Consider the following 17,946-nt stretch of genomic DNA (forward strand, 5'->3'; position numbering starts at 1 on the left):
CCAGCGAGCGCCGCTCCCCGATGACCACAGGGCGGCATGGACCTAGGATCGGCCCCGAATCCGTAGTACGCTCGCAAGTCCTACGATGGCTGATCGCACCCTCCTCTGTGTAGAGCCCGACGAAGCGACTCTGGCGACCATCCGGGAAGCTCTCGCATCCCACGGGTTCCAGATCACGAACATCACCAACGGCGAAGAGGCCGTGGCTTGGGGCCGCCAGCACCAGCCCAGCCTCGTCATCGTTTCGGTGGAACCACGCAAGGTGGGCTATGCCATCTGCAACAAGTTCAAGCGAAGTCCGGAGCTGAAGGACATTCCCCTCATCCTGATCTCGGGCGAAGAGACGCCTCAACAGCTCGAGCAGCACCGCAAGCTGAAGGTGAAAGCGAACGAGTACCTCGTGAAACCGTTTTCGCCCCAGGAGCTGGTCGACAAGGTGTCGGAGGTGTTCGCGTTGGACGAGGCGGGCGGATTCGGCAAGAGCGACGTCGTGGCCATGGGCGAGGGTGACGACGACGATCTGCTGCTCTCATCGGACGTGCTCGAGGAGATCCCCATCGGCGACGGAGACATCGTGGAAGACGATCCCGAAGGCAACACGGCCGAGGTTGTGATGGAGGCCGAAGACTACGAAGGCGGAGACTTTTCGCCAGGTGCTACGCGGGCGCTGGATGCCGGCGCCCTCGATGTCTTCGACGCCGAAACGGACGCAGCATTCGCCGCCATTCAACGGGAAGCCTCGGCAGCGGCGCCCGGTCCCGCGCCCTGGGGCAGTGGCGGCGCTTCGTCGTGGAACGCGCAACCTGAACCCGAAGACGACTTGCGGGAGGACGAAGTCGAGGACGCCCTGGCGAAGCTCTCCGAGTCCGCGACCCGCGCGGGCGGCGCACTCGATGGCGGAAATCTCTTCGCAGCCACCCAAATGCCCACACGGGCCTTGGGCCCTGACGAGGTCGACGTAGGCGCCGAGGCCGAGTTTTCGGGTTTCGAGGGATCGTCCGTGGATGCGGCGAGCCGGGTGCCCACGTCGCGGCCTGCCACGCCTCTGCCCCCCTCCCTCCCCCGTCCTCCGTCGCCCTTCGACGACGACGACGACGAACCCACGGGCGGACCCATCCTGGCGATGGAGGCCGCCCCGGGCGAGGCAAGCCCCGCGTACCCCGCCTTCGAGCTGCCAGGCTTTGCGTTGTCAGACTCCCAGGGCGCCGACCCCGGCCCCGCCGCGGCGGACGAGTCCGGAGGCGAACTTGCCCCGATCTTCCCGGACGCGCCGCTCGGGTACGTCCCCCAAACCTCCGAGCTCGCCTCCTCGGACGAAGCGGCGCGTCTGCGGGACGAGCTTGCAGCGCTCGAACCTCTTCGCCAGCAATGGGAGCCCCTCCGGAACCAGCTGGCTGCCGCCGAGAGCGAGCTCGAAGCGCTCCGGGAGGAGCGCGCGGCTCACGAGGCGGTCAAGGCGGAGCTTCACGAGCTGCGCCTCGATCGTGATCGCGTGATCGCGGAGCGCGACCAACTCTCGCGCGAGGTGGACGACATCAAGAGCCGTCCACAAGCCCCCGGTTCGGCACGCGACCGCGAGATCCTGAGCCTGCGCGAGGTGATCAACAAAAAAGAGCGCGACCTGCTCGACCTGCGCGATCAACTCGACGGCAAAGAGCGGCAGATCCTCGACCACAAGGATCGCATCCGGGAAAACGAACGCGCCCGGCGCGACATGGAGGACAAGAATCTCGCCCTCGAGCGAGCCTTGATGGAGGCCAACGAGCGGGTCGAAGCGGTCACCTCTGACAAACAAAAAGGGGTCGAGCGCGAAAAGGCCCTCAAGGCACGGCTCGACGATGCCCACGTCGAGATTCAAAAGGCCCACGACGAAGTCGAAACGCTGAAAAAGCGCGGCGCCGCCACCGAAGAGCGGCTCCGGACCGAGATGGATCGGCTTCGCGGAGAACTCGAGGGCCGGATCCTCGAGATGGAGGACACGCACCGCAACGAGCTCGCTCAGGCAGCCGAAGAGCGGGCTCATGCCGAGGGCGCCCTCGAGCAAGAGCACCACGACGCCCTCAGCCGCATGCGGGTGGCCCACGCGGCCGAGCTGGAGAGCACGCAGCGTAAGGCGGCTGATGACCTCGCTGCGCTCGACGATCGCCTGCAGGGCGAGCTCGTCCGCCTGCGCAAGGACCACGACAAGTCCGTGGCGTCCCTCAAGGAAGAGCACACGCTGCAGCTCGCCGCCGAGCGGGAGGCCCACCAGACCGCACTCGACGCCAAAGAGCGCGACCACCGCAACGAGATCCTCGGCATGCGGCGCCGCCAGGAAGACGAGCTGCGTGCTGCCGAGGAGCGCCGCCAACGAGAGCTCGCGGACGCGGACATGCGATTCAAGGTCGAGCTGGATGCGGCAGAAAACCGCCGCCGCGGCGACCTTCAGATTCGCGACGAGCAGCACAATTCCCAGGTGGCGGAGATGGACCGCCGCCACTTCGAGCAAAAGACCCAAGCCGCCGAACGCCACCGGGCGGAGATGGACGATGCCCTCGCCCGCGTGGCCCGGGCCGAGGGAGACTTGGCAGCTCGCACGGAAGAGCTTTCAGAGGCACACCGGCGCATGGGAGGTCTCGAAGCCGACCTCGACGCCGCCCGCGCCGACCTCCGCGATCGCGAGGTCAAGCTCTCTCAGGCCAACCTCAAGCTGCTCGAGGTGGAAAACAAGAACACGCAATACGAAGAGCAGATCATGCGCTCGTACCAGCGCATGCGCAGCGACGACAAGACCATCGACAAGGCCAAACGAGCCCTGGCCGTGGCCTTGTCTCTGCTCGAAGAGCGCGGACTGGCCCAGGGGGCAGTCTCCTCGGTCGTTTCGCCCGTGCAGGAGCACAGCACGGCCACGGGTCTCGAAGCGGTGGGGCAAGAGCCCGTTGAACCCGAAGACGTCGAAACACCCATCATCATCGACGCCACAGGGGAAGGGGGCGCGAGCTGAGTCGCGAAAGCGCTCGCGGTCTTACCGGGCATCTCGCGGGCCTCAAGGCCAGCGAACTCGGCGCCCTCGAACGAATCTACCGTCGCCACATTCCTCCCCACGAGGTTGTCACCGATGAGCTTGCGGGCTATGTCTGCAAGCTGTCCCGTGACATGCAGCGGCAGGTGGGCTTGCTGGCCAACCGCCGCGGCGACATCGAACACGTCTTCGTGGGCGATGCCTCGAAGCTGATGCTGCCCGACTTCGGGCGTCTCCGCGCGGGACGGGGCCGGTTCCGGGGCTTGCGCCTCGTTCACACACACCTGCGCAACGAACCGCTTTCACGCGACGACTTGGTGGACTTGGCCCTTCTGCGCCTGGACCTCGTGGCCGCCATCGGCGTGACCAACGACGGACGTCCCGCCGACCTGCATCTGGCACACCTTCTGCCCCCCACCGAGGCCGATCAGACCCCCTGGCAGGTGTTACCGGCCACCCCCTTCCATCGCACCCAGATCGACGCCGAAGCGCTCGTCACCGCGCTGGAAAGCGAATTCGAGCGCGTCGCGCCCAGCAGCCGCAGCACCACGGGCCAGGATCGGGCGTTGCTCGTCATCGTGGAGGCTGGCCGCAAGCTTCACCGCGACGGGTCCAGCATGACCCTGTCTCAGCGCCAAGCCGAGCTGGAAGAACTCTGTCGTACGGCGGGCGTGGAGGTGCGGGGCGTGGTGACGCAGCGGCGTGCCGAAGCCGATCCCAAGTACCTCGTGGGCCGAGGCAAGCTGGAAGACGTTCTCGTCCGTGGCATGCAAGTCGATGCAAGCGTGCTCGTCTTCGATCCCGAGCTGACCCCCGGTCAGGCCCACGCCATCGGTGCCTTCACGGACATCAAGGTCATCGATCGCACCATGCTCATCCTCGACATCTTCGCCCAGCGCGCGAAGAGCCGGGACGGCAAGCTCCAGGTCGAGCTCGCGCAGCTCAAGTACATGCTGCCTCGCCTCCAGGAGAAGGACACCATGATGAGCCGCCTCACGGGCGGGATCGGTGGCCGCGGTCCGGGCGAAACGAAGCTCGAGATCAACCGGCGGCGTGCACGCGAGCGCATTCACCGCCTGGAACAAGAGATCGACAAGTACGGCCAGCAGCGCATCGCGCGGCGGCAGGTACGCACGGAGCGTGGGCTGCCCGTCGTGGCAATCGTGGGGTACACCAACGCGGGCAAGTCCACCCTTCTCAACGCGCTCACGCAAAGCGACGTGTTGGCTGAAGACAAGCTCTTCGCCACCCTCGATCCCACCACGCGGCGGCTGCGCTTCCCCCGGGAGCGTGAGATCATCATCGCGGATACCGTGGGGTTCATTCGCGACTTGCCCCAGGATCTCGCCCGCGCCTTTCGCGCCACGCTGGAGGAGCTCGCCGAGGCCGATCTCTTGCTTCATGTGGTCGACGCCTCCGACGACAAGCGAGAGCAGCAAATCGCCGCGGTCGAGCGCATTCTGGGAGAGCTCGGCTACGGGGAAACACCAAGGCTCATGGTGTTCAACAAGCGGGATCGGCTTACACCGGAGGCGCGGGACGTGGTGTCGCAGCTGACAGGCGTCGTCGGGATCTCGGCGCTCGAGCCCGAGACGGCACGCCCCCTGCTCGAGGCCATCGAGGCCAAGCTCTGGGCGGGTGCGATGGCCCAAGCGGTGCCGCCGCCGCCTTGATCTCGCTTACTCCTCGTCCGCGGGCCGTGCGAGCACCTTGATCTTTCCGGCTTCGACGGACACCTCGAGCTGCGCACGCTGGGCTCCTGCCGTCGCGAGCACCCGCTCGATCTGGGGGCGAAGCTTGCGTGACAGCTCGTCGAGGGTCCGGGCCGGCCGGCTGTCGCCCACCTCGCCCCGCGCCTGCAGGTACTGCTCGTAGAACGCCCGAAGCTGCGCGTCCGTGACGCCTGGCACCTGGGGGCGCTCGATGGGGGGCTTTGCGGACGCCACCGCTTCGCCTCGGGCTTGCTTTTGCGCCACGAGCCGATTCTGACGCGCCACGAAGGCCTTGACGCGGGAGGCAGGCACTCCCATCGCCCGCGCCTGCTCCTCCGTGATGGCACCGGCCGTTTCCGCGAGATGGCGCTGCACCTTGGCCAGGTCGCGCTGGTAGGTCCCTTGCTCGATCTCGCGCTCGACCCGGTTCCAGTACGCGGTGTACGTGACCCACCTCTGTAGTAGTGACTGGTAGCGAAAGCGAAGCGTGGACTTTCCAATGACCACCTGCTGCATCTGAACGATGAGCCGGTTCATCTCGCGCCGAGGCACGAGCGGAGGCTGTTTTTCCACGCCCGAAAAGAACGACTCGTACAGGGCTTTGAGCCGATCGAAGCGCTTCTCCATGCCTTCGATCTGCGTTTCGAGCGCCTCGGCATCTGCTTCCAGGGGGTTTGGCGGACGCTTCTTCACGAGCTCCATTGTAAGGCCAGTGGCCAGGGACCGAAAACGCATGCCGCAGCCCTGGGCGGAGGCCACATTTTGTGCGATACGGTTCAGTCGTGCCGCTCCGCCGTCGCCTCCTTTCTCTGAGCTCGATGCCACTGCCAGCGTGGGCGGTGTTGGCCGTGCTGGCGTGTCAAACGGCCTGCGTCAGGGAAGGCGAGCAGCTCGAAGCGAAAGGCAACCTGCTTCTACGGCAGCGCAGCGTGGCAGGGGCGCTCCAGTGTTTTCGAGCGGCGGCGAAGGCCCGTCCGAACGACCACCGCACTTGGCTTCGCCTTGGCCACGCCCTCTTTCACGCGCAGCGCTTCTCGGAAGCCGAGACCGCTTACGCACGCGCACGGACGCAGGCACCCGATCCGTGCGAAGCGGAGCGATCCCTGGCTCAGCTTCTCGTACGTGTCGGACGAGTGGCCGACGCCGAAGCGGCTCTGTTCTCCTGCTTGACGCGGAAGCCGCTCGACCACGACGCCCGCCAGGCCCTTGGCCTGATTCGTCTCGAGCGGGGCGACCTGGCCTCCGCGGCCGCCGCGTTCGACGCCGTCCTGGAGACGCGCCCCCGCCACGCCGCCGCCTTGTACGCGCGGGGACGCGTTGCGCTTCACCAAGGCCAGCTCGGACAAGCCGAGGATCTCTTCGACCGCCTCACGCGGGCGTTCCCCCGCCGCCCCTACGGTGCTTACGGACGCGCCCTCGTCGCGTCCCGGCGTGGGGCCTGGGACACCGCCTGTGAAGCTCTCGAGGAAGCCCGCGCGCGAGGCCTGGGACGCGCGGGCCTCGTACGGGCGCGCGCCGACCGCCAATTTGGTTCGCTCGATCGCCTCCGCTGTCTCGCGCCGCCCCGGGGTGAGGGATGACGCTCGGGTTCTGGGTCGCAGCAGCCGTGCTCCTTCTGGGGGTGCTCATCCTCGTTCACGAGCTTGGACACTTCCTCTTTGCGAAGATTTTTGGCGTGAAGGTGCTGCGTTTTTCCTTGGGCTTCGGACCCAAGTTGCTCGCCTTCAACGCGGGCGGAACGGAGTACCGGCTCTCCCTCGTGCCGCTCGGCGGCTACGTGCGCTTGCTGGGGGAAGATCCCGGAGAGACGGTCCCCGAGATCGATGAAGATCGCACCCTCTTGTCGAAGCCTCTGTGGCAACGCTACGCCGTGGTGGTCGCGGGCCCCGCGTTCAACCTGCTTTTGCCGATCTTCATCTACTTCGTCCACTTCTTTGGCCACGCCACCGTGCTGCCGCCCACGATCGGCACGGTCCTTCCTCACATGCCCGCGGCCGAAGCGGGCCTGCTGCCTGGTGACCACGTCGAGGCGATCGATGGCGAACCCATTGCCTCGTGGGAAGAGCTCGAGAACACGATCGCCGAGAACCCCGACGAGACGCTTCGCTTGCTGATCAAGCGCGACACCCACCGCGAAGAGCGAGACCTACGCCCCATCAAGCTCGAACGGCGAGGCGCCTTTCGGTTTCGCGAAACGGTCGGCCTGGTGGGGATCTCGCCTCGCTTCCATCTTCCAGAGACGGGCATCCTCGATCTGTCCTCGCCTGCGGCCCAGGCTGGGCTTCGCACCTTCGATCTGGTCACGTCGGTCAACGGCAAGCCCGTGACTTACTGGGCGGAGCTCGAGCGGGCGGTTCGCAACGTGGGGGCTTCACCGCTGCGGCTCACGTACCTGCGGGGCGCGCAATCGGCCCTGCCCTTCGCCCACGTGGGCGTGCAATCACCCGGCACGGCCGTGGTCATTCCCCGCCCCGTCTTCCTCGAGGCCGGCAAGCGCAACTACGAAACGGGGCTCCTGTCTTCGGAGCTCTTCGTTTATGCCGTCGAGCCGGGCAGCCCGGCCGACAAGATCGGCATTCGCCATGGCGATCAGCTTCTCACGCTCGATGAAGAGCCCATTTTGCACTGGGCGCAGCTCGCACAGAAGCTGGCCTCCGCACCTTCGCGCCGCTTCACGATCACGTGGGTGTCCCCGGGTGGCACCCACCACGCATCCACCTTCAAACAAGAGCTGCGGCCCCCCGTCGACGCGTACCGCCGCGGAGAGGATCGCCTGGTGTTCGGCGCTGAAAGCCGGCGCGCCTGGCGCACGGCCGATCCCGTCCCCATCAAGAACCGCTTTACCTACGCCGTGAACCACGCCTTCACCCGAACGGGGCAGCTCGTGGTCGCGATGGGACAAGGGTTCTTCGAGATCGTCCGGGGCCGTGTCCCGCTCTCGAGCCTGGGCGGCCCCATCACGATAGGCTACGTGGCCGGCGTTGCGGCAGAACAGGGGCTCGACCAGTATCTTTGGCTCTTGGCCCTGCTCTCGATCAACATTGGCCTGCTCAACTTCTTGCCCGTACCCATCCTCGACGGCGGCTTGTTGGTGTTCTTCACGATCGAGCTTCTCAAAGGGCGACCGCCTTCGCGGCGCGCCCGTGAAGTGGCCTCATACGTGGGGCTGGCCGCGGTGGTGGTCTTGATGGCCTTTGCCCTGAAGAACGACGTGGTTCGCTTCTTGCTCGAGTAGCACCTTGTCCTCACCCCCATCCCCAGATCGTCTCGTGCCGGCTCTCGCGATCGAGACCTCGACACGAACGGCGCGCGTTGCGCTCGTCGATGCACGGGGCGAGATGACTGGCGAGGCCACACGAACCGCAGATCGTCATTCGGCCAACCTGCTGGCGATGTGCGACGAGCTGTTCCGCGCCGCAGGGCTGACGCCGCGCGATCTCCGGCTCATCACCTGTGGGGCAGGACCAGGCAGCTTCACCGGGCTTCGGGTGGGCCTGGCGATTGCCAAAGGCCTTGCGCTCCCGTTTGGAACGCCCCTCGTCATGATCTCGTCGCTCGAGATCCTGGCGCACGATCTGGCGGAAGCGGCGCCCTCGTCCGAGCAGCTGCTGCCGCTGCTCGATGCCGGAAAGGGTGAGCTGCACGCGCAGCTCTTCGTGCGTCGCGCGGGCGCCCTCGCAGCCGAAGGTGCGGCGTGGCGCCTCACGCCCCCTTCGCTGGTGGCGCACCTCCAGGCCAACCCCCTCTTGGTGGCGGGAGGGCCGGGGGCCGACCGGTTTACCGAACTGACCAACGCGCTACCCGCCTCTGCGCTTTTGTCCGGCCTCGCCGGACCCCGCGCCCGCACCCTCTTCGGCCGCGCCATCGAAGCGGCTCGGCGCGGCGATCTGGCTGACGTGGCGCGCGCAGCCCCCGTCTATGGCCGCTTGCCCGACATCACGCAGCCCCGGCAGCGCCCCCCCTGAACCACGGGAAAGCCGGGCTGGCAGAGCCCATGCGCCCGTTTGTCGTTTCTTCCACCGGGCGGCGCTGATAGACTGGCCAAAACGGAGGTGCTCGATGGGGAACGCGCAGAGCGCGAAAACCGAACGAACGGAAGACACCAACGATGAAGTGCAGAAGCTTCGGGAACAGCACGGCGAGCTCAAAAAGCAGCTCGAAACGCTGAACCGGCACATCTGCCTCACCCCTGCCGAGCAACTCGAAAGCGCTCGTTTGAAAAAAGAGAAGCTCTTGCTCAAGGATCGCATAGCGGCCTTGGGTGGCTCGGTCTGAAGGGCACTGCGCCTGGCTCAGGTGCCCAAAACCTGAGCGCCGAAAATGCCACCTTCTTCGAAGCCAGAGATGTCCGCTGCCCAGCTTGAGCGGCTGAGGCAGTCGGGGCTTCGTATCGATGCCGAGGGGCGTTTCTGGCATGAAGGGGCGCTCGTCGAGCACGAAGGTACACGGCGGGCGTTCTCACGCTGGCTCGATCGGCTCGCCGAACCCGATGGGCGCTATATCCTCCGTCTCGACGAAACGCGATACGCCTACGTCGACGTGGACGACACGCCGTTGGTGGTCCGCACGCTTCGGTGGATCGAACCAGACCCACGGCCTCTCCTGTCGCTTTCGGATGGCACCGAAGAAAGGCTCGATCCCGCATCCCTGACCTTCGACGACGGGGGTGTGTTGCGTACCTGGGTGAGAGCGGGACGTCTCGAAGCTCGGCTCTCGACCGCGGCCACGAGTGCGCTGGCCGCAGTCATCGACATGCACGGCGACGAGCCGGTGCTTCGCCTGCCAGGGCAAGCCCGCCACCCTCTCCGCCGGCGCCAACGGTAGCCGGACCGTCAGGTGGCCACGGGCACACGCACCTCGAAGCGGGCGCCGCCCAGATCGGGTTCCGCATCACCCACCGTGATGTCGCCGCCATGGTCGATCAATATCTTTCGTACGATCGCGAGCCCCAGCCCCGTCCCACCCTCTTTATGGGTGATGTAGGGATCGAAGATGCGCTGACGCTCCGGCAGCGGCACACCAGGACCGTTGTCTTCCACCACGACGGCCAGGCGAGGGCGCGCCCCCGCAGGTTCGACCCGCAAGCGCACCTTCGGCACGCGTCCGGTCCCTTCGGCCGCCTGCACGGCGTTCTCCACCAGGTTCGAGAGCACCCGACGAAAGAGCACCTTGTCCACGAGGCCCAGGACGTTTTGGTTCGGCACCTCCACCTCGATGTACGGCTGCCACTCGGGGTGCTGTCGCGCGAAGTCCTGAGCGAGAGCGGCAACGTCCACGGGCACGGGCTCGGCCCGGGACAGCTTCGCGAACGCGGAGAAGTCATCTACGAGGCGCCGCAAAGACGTGATCTCCTCGCGCAAGATTTCATCGGCCGTGTCGAGCAGCCTGCGGTACCGGGCATCGTCCCCGGCGTACTTCGACACGAGCTCCTGCACGGCCAATTGAATCGGGGTGAGCGGGTTCTTGATCTCGTGTGCAAGCCGCCGGGCGACCTCCTGCCAAGCCGCCACCTTCTGCATGTACTCGAGGCGTGAACGCGCCTCGATGAGCTCGGCGACCATCGCGTCGAAGGCTCGGCCGAGTTCGTCGAGCTCATCCTTGCCCCTTGGCGCGACCTTTACAGACAGGTCTCCTTCGCCCACCCGGCGGGCGGCTTCACGAAGGCGGGCCACGCGCTTGGTCGTTCGGCGGGCCATCCACAAGCCGAGCAAGGGAGGAAACACGAGCACGGCGATCACGAACGAGAAGTACTCCTTGAGCACTTCGGGCACCGCGGCCTCGAAGGCTCGGTGCATCTGCTGTTCTCGATCCATCGCCTGACGCAACTCGAGAAAGTTGGTGTACATGCCGCCTGGAATGCCAAACGTCAGCTCGAGAACCTTTTGGGGAAGCTCCTCGCCGTAAGACAGCGGCACCTCGGCCAAGAGAGGAGGTGATTCACGCATGCGTTCACGTGTGGCCTCGGGAGCTTCCCACGCGTCGAGCGTTTCGTTGCCCCGTATGAGCCGCGCCCGTAGCAAGCCATCGACCTCGGAGAACTGCCCCATACGCGAGGGCCTCATGCCCGCCAATACCTCCGCTTCACGCCGAAAGTCTTCCTTGCGGTCCATGAAGTAGGCCCGGAACACTTCGGCAGCTTGGGTTGCCGCTTCTCCGGTTTCTTGCTGATGCAAACGCGCAAGTTCGGAGAACCCACGCAACGCAAACTGCAAGGCGTACCCGGCCGTGCTCACGGACAATGCCCCTACGAACGCCGTTGCGCCAAGCTGCTTCCACTCGAAGCGTCCCGGCCACAGCCTGCGCCAAGCCTTCATCTCGACGGCTCCTTGAATGTTTGTGAGACGAAGCGCAGCTGGCGCTCGCTGTCCTCGATGCGAGGGTTCACGAACACGCTGACGAATGAGCCGAAAAAGCTGTCTCCAGCCAGTCGGCCCCGCCGCCTTTCGGGTCGGGTCAAAGAGCGACGAACGTCCGCCACGAGTTCCTCCGACAAGGGGTTCAAGTCCGCGCGGAACGCGACCCGGTAGCTCTGGCCCACGCCCAAGCCGGATTGAAGCGCCACGGGAAACTTGATGAGCGCCGTGGCGAGCCGAATCGCCTTGAGCTCGCTGTCCACCTCGAAGCGCTCGTCCCGGCCTTCGCTGTCGGTCCGATGCACATGGAAGGTCTCCGTCCAGATGTCGTAGACGATCTCGGTCCGGCGAAAGGCCGTGGACACGGGCTCGTCGCCCTCGAGAGGGTAGACGGCCGCACGGACCAAGACGCGGGTCGCGAACCCTGACCTCAGCTGCTTGCGGTGCTGCGACCAAAACAAATCCTGAAGTCCCACATCCACGTGCAGCTTTCCGGCGAAGCGGTTCATCCCGCATCTTCGCACCAACAACTCGTCGCCCGCGGCCGCGTCGACGGCCAGCAGGCTGAGTCCCAGCAAGAGGAGCACCCTTCGTCGCATCAGTAGGGAATGCGTCCCAGGGCGTTAGCGACGGAGATATTGAAGATGCCGATCAAGGTGTCCAGCCGCAGTCCGAAATCGGCGGTGAGGTCCATCGGGATGGCGCCATAAAGGGGCCCCGTGCGCAGCCGCAGATCGGCCGCACTGGTGAGCGCGAAGATACCGACGCCCGCAAACAGGTCCGCGCGGTATAGAAAACCACGACCACGCCACAGCGCCGCCGCATATTCCACCATCACCCGGCCGGCGTAGTCGTCGAAGCGACGCTCGTCGACTGATGTACCCAGCAGGTTCCGCGACGGCAGCGTCGAGAAGCTCAGGCCCAGGGCTCGAGACGGCAGCAAGGCATTCAGATCCGCAATGAAGAAGCGATCGAAATAAGGAGCCGCGCCCGAGATGACCCCCGCCAGACCGTGGACGCTGAGGCCGTGCCGCCCCCGTGACAGAGCGAAATGGCGTGACCAGTGCAGCACGCCCTTGGAGAAAGCGTAGTGAGAGCCGGCCACGGCCAGCGCCGTTTCAAAGGAAAACAGGAGTCGCTGTCCCGTCCGCGGCAGGAAGGGATCGTCGCGGGTGTCCACGTCGAGGCTCAAGAGCAGCGACGAGAGCCGGCTGTCTCCCTCACCGATCGAGAAGTCGATGGGAAGGGCCCGTCCCCCTCCGAGATCGCGGGTGCGAATGCGGGGCAGCGCTGCGTGTAGCCCCTCAAGACGCGTCTCGGCGGTGAGCCGCGTGATGCGCGACAAGGAGAAGCCAATGCCCAAACGTCCGCCGATCCGCCGTGTGTTGACCGCCACGTGGTCGAGGGGATCGACCTCACCTGGATCCCCAAACGCGCGAAAGAACTCGCTGCCCTGGGAATAGAGAAAACTGGCAGACAGCCAGGGCCCTTCGAGGTCGGGCACCGGAGCGCCAAGTTGCAGCCGGTAAGCCTGCCCTGGTTCGGCCCCAGGGACGGTTGGTTGGGTGGAATGGACGAAGCCCCCCGACAGAAGGATCCCGCGGCCGAGAAAGTTCGTTTCGGCCATGTCGAGACCGCCCCACAACGCCGTCGCCTCACTGGTTCCGAGGAACAGGCCATTCAGGATGATCGTGCCCCGCTCTTCCACCCTGACCTCGAGGATCGCCGTGCCACGGCGAGGCCCTTTGGCCAACGACAATTGAACGTCGAGGAAGTATCCGAGGGCCAGCAGCCGCAAGCGAGCCGCGGACACCCGGGGATCGGCAGGGGTCACCACATCCCCAGGCTCGAGTCCCAAATCCTTGAGAATGAGGCTCGTCCGGGTCTTGCGGTTCCCCACCACCACCACGTCTTCGAGAATGTAGCGCGGCTCGTCCGATTGCTCTTCGAGGCCTGAACCCGAGGGACGCGCGCCGGGCGCCTCGATGATCTCCACCTCGGAGCCATCGCTCGCACCGGAAAGCTCCTCCAGCCCGCCCCCGCCGACCGGGCCGGTGCCGGCCCTCCAAGTCCCCGGCCCGGCATCGCCCGCGTGCGACACCCGGTGCACGGACCCAAGGGCAACCGAGAGCCCCAATGCGAGTGTCAGGACGCGGGCAAGGCGGTGGGTTCGACCCATTGCCTCGACTATACGTCAACACGCACGCCGCACCACGAACCTACGTGGCTGTCGGGTGCGAAGGCGAGCGGCGTCAGTTGACCGAAAGGCGCGGCGTCAAAGGCGCGTTTTTTCCGAGGAGCGCCAGCCGGCTCTCGATGTCGTCGGAAGGGTTCAGAATGGCCATGCGCTGCAACACCCGCCGCAAGCGTGTCCGGTCACCCCGCACTTCATAGATCGCGCGCAGGTTGTTGAGCAGACGCGCCAAGATCTGACGCCGGCAGGCTGGTTGCAGAACAGCCGGATCCAGGTCGGCCGGGTCGCCGGTGGTCTGTTCGTACAGGAGCTGAAGCGATTCTTCGTCGAGCAGACGTCCGTCGAAGGGGTCGACGAAGAACAGGTTGCCGTGGTCGTCCTCGGTGCGCACGAGGAAGTGACCGGGAAAGGACACGCCATCGGCACGAACGCCCGCCCGGCGGCTCACGCTCATGATGACGAGCGCGAGCGAGATCGGAATGCCCAAGCGCCGGTCCAAGACGTCGTTCAAGAAGCTGTTCTTCGGATCGTAGTAATCCGAGACGTTGCCTCGAAACCCCATGTCTTCATAGAGCATGCGCAGCACAGCCACGATGGGAGGTGCACCCTCGAGCATGGAGTCTTGTACGAGCTTGCGTGCCCGCCGCCCCATACGATCCAGCTTGGCCGCGTATCGGGCCAAGTTCAGCCCTGGATACTCGGCTTCAGCCACCACCAGCGCCGCAGTTTCCAGCCCCAAATCGCAGTCGTTTTTGCTGATCAGGTGCTGGAAAAGAAGAAGATCTGTCTCTTCCTTCATGCGCCACTAAGCTTAGCAGCCGCCCTGCAGCGAGCCCACCACCGTCGGGCACTTTGTCGAAACACCGGCACGCCGCAGCAACTACACCGGGGGTGCAACCGCTCGTTGCACGGCACGGCCCCTGCGGCGCCTCACGCGGCTCGCGTGAATGTTACTCCGCGAAACGTTCGCCCGGTTCGCCGCCCGAAGGCTGCGCGTCGGCACGGGCGGTTTCCACCTCGCGCGAAAGCTCCGCGATGCGTTCGAGTTCCTCGCGCAAGCCCGTTTCGATTGCACCCACCTCGTCGAGCAGGGTGCGAACGAGGTCGCGCTCCGCCACGTCGCGGGCTTCCTTCTCCCGTTCGAGCATCGCCACGCGGCCGCGCAGAGGCAACAGCTGCCCGCGCGCTTTTCGAAGCTGATCCTCGGAGCGTTCGAGCGCCTGACGAAGACGGTTCACGTCTTCTTCCGCGACCCGTGCCACCTGTTCCACGTTCTCTTGCGCCTGGCGAACCACGGCGCGTTCGACCTCGGACTGCTGCTCGAGCCCCATCAGTCGCTCGACGGCGTCGTTCCAACGATCCGTCGCGGCGCTACGGCCCCGTTCAGCCTCCCGCAAGGCCGATTCCATCATGGCCAACCGTGTTTCCAGCTCCGTCAGCTGACGCCGCGCGAGCGTCAGCTCGACGTCGTCGGGCCGGGACGCCTGCGCCTTCGACTCGTGTCGCATGCGAAGCAACGTGCCTTCGAGCTCCGCAAGACGCGAACGGCGGGCGCGATCGGCTTCCTGCGCTTGTGCGAGCGCCACGCGCAGCCGCTCCGCTTCACTCGCGCTTGCGTTTGCCCTCGCGTCGGCTTCCGCCAACACATCCTCGAGCTCGGCGACGTGCGCCGCTTGTTCCGCTACGGCGGCCCGCAGGCGATCCACATCGTGGATGTGGGCCGAAGCCGCTTGGCGAAACTCCTCGAGAGCTCGCTCGCGGCTTACCAGCAAGATCTCGAGTTCGCGCTCGCGCTCCGAGGGGCCGACCACGGTTTGGACCGCGGGTGCCTGCGCTCCTGCACGAGCGCCCGCCAACTGCCACTCGAAATCCTGTTTCTCCGATTCGAGCTGCGCGATGCGCTCGTCGCGATCGAACAACGCCGACTCACGCTGCGCGAGCTGCGCTTCGCGCTGCTTCAAGCGTTCCGAGAGGCTGGCCAGCTCACGGGCATCGGGAGAGGCCCCACGCTCGGGAGGATCTCGGGGCGGGGACGTGGGCACCAACGTAGAAGAAAGACGCGAAGCCAGCGCCGACATCTCGTCCGCCGTCCGCCGCGTAAGGTTCAAAACCGATTCGTCGGCTTCTGCGAGGGCCTTGCGCAAGCGCGCAACTTCCTCGTCGAGTTCGGCTCTCGTCTGAGCGGCCCGCCGGATGCGGCCGCGCAGGTCCTCGATCTCTTCGGCCTGGGCCCGGCCGACCCGCAAAGCGCCGTCGGCTTCTGCCTGCGCATCGGCAAGCTTCGAGGTGAGCCGCCGGGTCTCAGCCTCGGCCGCCTCGAGACGGGTGCGCAGCCCCTCGTCGGTGACGGCTGGTCGCGCAACCGGGGGTGGCGACGCCGAGACCGGCAGCTGCACCAATGCGTACCCCAGGGGCGGACCCGCCGTCTGGCCCGCGATCGCCACGTACCGAGTAGGCTCCTCGTCGTCGGGATTGACGAGCCCCGCGTCCACGCGCAGATCGCTGACGTCCGCGTCGAACTCCGCTATGCCCAGCGCGGCAAAGGGCGTCTGCCCGAACATGCGGACAACGGGGAACGCGGCGGAGAGCCGCTCCTGCAGATCGTAGTAGCTGAGGGCCCCCGCCTCGGGACCACGAACGTCACCGCTCGGTGCGCTCAGCACCACGTGCCCCTCGGGGGCGAGCACACGCGCCAATTCGGCCAGCTGCAGGCGACCTCGGGGCGCGAGATCCGCGCCGGCCTGGGGCAAGATGACGAGATCGAAGGGACCCGCGGACACCAGAGCGTCGAGCGGGGTCCGGGCCGGCAAGCAGCGGACCCGGCCGGCGCTCGCCCCTGCGATGACCCCGTCGTCCACGAGCGCCACGACCAGGGACGCACCCAGGCGCCCGAGTTCCTCAGCCCCGAGGCGCGTGCGGCCCCCCAGCTCCAACACCCGCCGCCCTTCGACGAGCGGACGCAAGTACGTATAAAGCGGTAATCTCGCGTCGATGTCGCGCCCCTCTGCCATATTCCGACCGCCACTATACCGCATGGCTTCCCCGTCGCTACCCGCCGCGTGGCAACATTAGCCGCCTGCGGCGAGGGCCGAGCGGGCCCGTGGCGAAGGCGCAGGGCTGCGCGCGCTCCCCTCGTCGCCCAATGTCCCACTGCGCCAAGCTGCCCCTCCCGTGCCCAATCGCGTCCTTATTGGGTCTTGGGGCTTGCCGGCAGCCTCGGCTGTGATTATAACCGGGCACCCTTTTTCGGAAGGCAGCACCATGCCAAAACTCGGCCTACATCCTGCGTACAAGTCCGCCACCATCACCTGCGCCTGCGGGAACGTCGTCGAGACGTTTTCCACCCGCGGCTCGTTCATGGTGGACATCTGCTCAAACTGCCACCCGTTCTACACTGGCAAGCAAAAGTTCATCGACACCGGTGGACGGATCGAGCGCTTCCAGAAGCGCTACGCCCAAAAGGGCGCCGCCAAAGCGGGCGAATCGGCCGACAAGAGCGGCGAATCGGCGTCCTGAGCGATCGTCGCGGGGCTCTTGCCACGCACTAGCGCGGGACTCTCGTCGGGTCCCGCGGACCGGTAGGTTGCATGCTGGATGAACGCCTCCTAGGCAAGCTCGGAGAGGTCGAGGCTCGTTACGAGGACCTCGGGCGTCAGCTTTCTGACCCCGAGATCATTGCCAAGCCTGGCCAGATGAACAAGTTGGCCAAGGAGGCCAGCGACATGAGGGAGCTGGTCGAGCTGCTGCGGGAGTACCGCGGCCTCGAGCAGCGCTTCGCGGGCGCTCGTGAGCTGCTCAAGGACGCGGAGATGCGTGAGCTGGCCGAGCTCGAGCTTCAGGAGGTCGGGGAGCGGCGCGAGGACCTCGAGCGGCGCATGACCATCCTCCTATTGCCAAAGGACCCTAACGACGAAAAGAACGTCCTTCTGGAAGTTCGTGCGGGCACGGGCGGCGAGGAGGCAGCGTTGTTCGCCGCCGACCTGTTCCGCATGTACTCACGCTTCGCAGAACGCAGGGGTTGGCGCGTGGAGATCGTCTCCGAGTCCTTCGCGTCAGCCGGAGGCATCAAGGAAGTGATCGCCGATATCTCCGGACAAGGCGCATTCTCCCGCCTCAAGTTCGAGTCGGGCGTTCACCGTGTGCAGCGCGTACCCGCCACCGAGGCCCAAGGACGCATCCATACCTCCACGGCTACCGTGGCGGTGCTGCCCGAGGTCGAGGAGGTGGACGTCCAGATCGATGCCAAAGATCTGAAGATCGATGTGATGCGTTCCGGCGGTCCTGGAGGGCAATCGGTCAACACGACGGATTCGGCCGTACGTCTCCACCACTTGCCTTCCGGCATCATCGTGCATTGCCAGCAGGAGAAAAGTCAGCACAAGAACCGCGCGCTGGCCATGAAGATCCTGCGCGCGAAGCTCTATGACATCGAGCAGGAAAAGAAGCAGGCGGCCGAGCGCGAAGCGCGGCGTGGCCAGATCGGCTCGGGCGAACGCTCAGAGAAGATCCGCACCTACAACTTCCCGCAAGATCGGGTGACGGATCACCGCATCGGCTTGACGAGGCACAACTTGCCCGGCGTGATGGACGGAGAGATCGAAGAGATTATCGAAAGCCTGCGAGCCCACGCGCAGGCCGAAGCGCTTCAGCAGCGAAGCTAGCGCCTGGCCCACGCGGGCTCGCTCT

General features: G+C 66.1%; 15 protein-coding genes. 9 read left to right on the forward strand and 6 right to left on the reverse strand.

Annotated features, from left to right (window positions below; all coding sequences use genetic code 11):
- Positions 1-85: 85 nt before the first annotated feature.
- Both KA712_18965 and hflX read left to right on the forward strand, forming a co-directional pair.
- The gene (locus KA712_18965; protein MCG5055051.1) at positions 86-2,983 is read left to right on the forward strand and encodes a response regulator; all 2,898 of its coding nucleotides are present in this window, start codon (positions 86-88) and stop codon (positions 2,981-2,983) included.
- Positions 2,980-4,674: a GTPase HflX gene (gene hflX / locus KA712_18970; GenBank protein ID MCG5055052.1), complete on the forward strand. Its 1,695-nt coding sequence runs from the start codon at positions 2,980-2,982 to the stop codon at positions 4,672-4,674. Before KA712_18965 ends, hflX begins: the two co-directional genes overlap by 4 nt.
- Before the next feature lie 6 nt (positions 4,675-4,680).
- On the opposite strand, the gene KA712_18975 is transcribed toward hflX, so the two are convergent.
- Positions 4,681-5,406: a hypothetical protein gene (locus KA712_18975; protein MCG5055053.1), complete on the reverse strand. Its 726-nt coding sequence runs from the start codon at positions 5,404-5,406 to the stop codon at positions 4,681-4,683.
- Positions 5,407-5,531: 125 nt separating this feature from the next.
- Between KA712_18975 and KA712_18980 the strand changes: the two genes are divergently transcribed.
- The 5 genes from KA712_18980 (at position 5,532) to KA712_19000 (ending at position 9,537) form a co-directional block, all read left to right on the forward strand.
- Positions 5,532-6,293 carry a tetratricopeptide repeat protein gene (locus tag KA712_18980; GenBank protein MCG5055054.1) on the forward strand — a complete coding sequence of 254 codons (762 nt, stop codon included), beginning with the start codon at positions 5,532-5,534 and terminating at the stop codon, positions 6,291-6,293.
- Positions 6,290-7,948, forward strand: a complete 1,659-nt coding sequence (gene rseP / locus KA712_18985) for an RIP metalloprotease RseP (GenBank protein ID MCG5055055.1) — start codon at positions 6,290-6,292, stop codon at positions 7,946-7,948. The genes KA712_18980 and rseP overlap by 4 nt, the downstream gene beginning before the upstream one ends.
- A gap of 34 nt (positions 7,949-7,982) precedes the next feature.
- On the forward strand, positions 7,983-8,678 hold the full coding sequence (gene tsaB, locus KA712_18990; GenBank protein ID MCG5055056.1) for a tRNA (adenosine(37)-N6)-threonylcarbamoyltransferase complex dimerization subunit type 1 TsaB: 696 nt from the start codon (positions 7,983-7,985) through the stop codon (positions 8,676-8,678).
- 94 nt (positions 8,679-8,772) lie between these two features.
- Entirely contained in the window at positions 8,773-8,988 is a 216-nt protein-coding gene (locus KA712_18995) for a DUF465 domain-containing protein (GenBank protein ID MCG5055057.1), read from the forward strand.
- A 45-nt stretch (positions 8,989-9,033) separates the two neighbouring features.
- Positions 9,034-9,537 (forward strand): DUF1285 domain-containing protein, encoded by a 504-nt coding sequence (locus KA712_19000; GenBank protein MCG5055058.1) that lies wholly within the window; start codon positions 9,034-9,036, stop codon positions 9,535-9,537.
- A gap of 8 nt (positions 9,538-9,545) precedes the next feature.
- On the opposite strand, the gene KA712_19005 is transcribed toward KA712_19000, so the two are convergent.
- The 5 genes from KA712_19005 to KA712_19025 all read right to left on the reverse strand — a co-directional run bounded on the left by KA712_19005 (position 9,546) and on the right by KA712_19025 (position 16,271).
- Positions 9,546-11,027 carry a HAMP domain-containing protein gene (locus KA712_19005; protein ID MCG5055059.1) on the reverse strand — a complete coding sequence of 494 codons (1,482 nt, stop codon included), beginning with the start codon at positions 11,025-11,027 and terminating at the stop codon, positions 9,546-9,548.
- Entirely contained in the window at positions 11,024-11,665 is a 642-nt protein-coding gene (locus KA712_19010) for a hypothetical protein (protein ID MCG5055060.1), read from the reverse strand. The genes KA712_19005 and KA712_19010 overlap by 4 nt, the downstream gene beginning before the upstream one ends.
- Positions 11,665-13,245: a BamA/TamA family outer membrane protein gene (locus KA712_19015; protein ID MCG5055061.1), complete on the reverse strand. Its 1,581-nt coding sequence runs from the start codon at positions 13,243-13,245 to the stop codon at positions 11,665-11,667. Before KA712_19015 ends, KA712_19010 begins: the two co-directional genes overlap by 1 nt.
- Before the next feature lie 73 nt (positions 13,246-13,318).
- Positions 13,319-14,059, reverse strand: coding sequence for a transglutaminase-like domain-containing protein (locus tag KA712_19020; protein ID MCG5055062.1), 741 nt, complete (start codon positions 14,057-14,059; stop codon positions 13,319-13,321).
- A gap of 151 nt (positions 14,060-14,210) precedes the next feature.
- The gene (locus KA712_19025; protein MCG5055063.1) at positions 14,211-16,271 is read right to left on the reverse strand and encodes a hypothetical protein; all 2,061 of its coding nucleotides are present in this window, start codon (positions 16,269-16,271) and stop codon (positions 14,211-14,213) included.
- Between the two features lie 250 nt (positions 16,272-16,521).
- Here KA712_19025 and rpmE point away from each other — a divergent pair, with 250 nt between their 5' ends.
- Both rpmE and prfA read left to right on the forward strand, forming a co-directional pair.
- Entirely contained in the window at positions 16,522-16,776 is a 255-nt protein-coding gene (rpmE, locus tag KA712_19030; protein MCG5055064.1) for a 50S ribosomal protein L31, read from the forward strand.
- 71 nt (positions 16,777-16,847) lie between these two features.
- Positions 16,848-17,921, forward strand: a complete 1,074-nt coding sequence (gene prfA / locus KA712_19035) for a peptide chain release factor 1 (protein MCG5055065.1) — start codon at positions 16,848-16,850, stop codon at positions 17,919-17,921.
- The last annotated feature ends 25 nt before the right edge of the window (positions 17,922-17,946 follow it).

The sequence above is a fragment of the Myxococcales bacterium genome, from assembly GCA_022184915.1.
Classification (GTDB): domain Bacteria; phylum Myxococcota_A; class Polyangia; order Fen-1088; family Fen-1088; genus JAGTJU01.

What these genes read in the sequence shown, in the direction of transcription:
- KA712_19025 (MCG5055063.1), bottom strand. Translation starts at nt 16,271, where the DNA reads ATGGCAGAGGGGCGCGACATCGACGCGAGATTACCGCTTTATACGTAC.
- KA712_19000 (MCG5055058.1), top strand. Translation starts at nt 9,034, where the DNA reads ATGCCACCTTCTTCGAAGCCAGAGATGTCCGCTGCCCAGCTTGAGCGG.
- KA712_19015 (MCG5055061.1), bottom strand. Translation starts at nt 13,245, where the DNA reads ATGGGTCGAACCCACCGCCTTGCCCGCGTCCTGACACTCGCATTGGGG.
- KA712_18965 (MCG5055051.1), top strand. Translation starts at nt 86, where the DNA reads ATGGCTGATCGCACCCTCCTCTGTGTAGAGCCCGACGAAGCGACTCTG.
- rpmE (MCG5055064.1), top strand. Translation starts at nt 16,522, where the DNA reads ATGCCAAAACTCGGCCTACATCCTGCGTACAAGTCCGCCACCATCACC.
- prfA (MCG5055065.1), top strand. Translation starts at nt 16,848, where the DNA reads ATGCTGGATGAACGCCTCCTAGGCAAGCTCGGAGAGGTCGAGGCTCGT.
- KA712_19020 (MCG5055062.1), bottom strand. Translation starts at nt 14,059, where the DNA reads ATGAAGGAAGAGACAGATCTTCTTCTTTTCCAGCACCTGATCAGCAAA.
- KA712_18980 (MCG5055054.1), top strand. Translation starts at nt 5,532, where the DNA reads ATGCCACTGCCAGCGTGGGCGGTGTTGGCCGTGCTGGCGTGTCAAACG.
- rseP (MCG5055055.1), top strand. Translation starts at nt 6,290, where the DNA reads ATGACGCTCGGGTTCTGGGTCGCAGCAGCCGTGCTCCTTCTGGGGGTG.
- KA712_18995 (MCG5055057.1), top strand. Translation starts at nt 8,773, where the DNA reads ATGGGGAACGCGCAGAGCGCGAAAACCGAACGAACGGAAGACACCAAC.
- KA712_19010 (MCG5055060.1), bottom strand. Translation starts at nt 11,665, where the DNA reads ATGCGACGAAGGGTGCTCCTCTTGCTGGGACTCAGCCTGCTGGCCGTC.
- KA712_19005 (MCG5055059.1), bottom strand. Translation starts at nt 11,027, where the DNA reads ATGAAGGCTTGGCGCAGGCTGTGGCCGGGACGCTTCGAGTGGAAGCAG.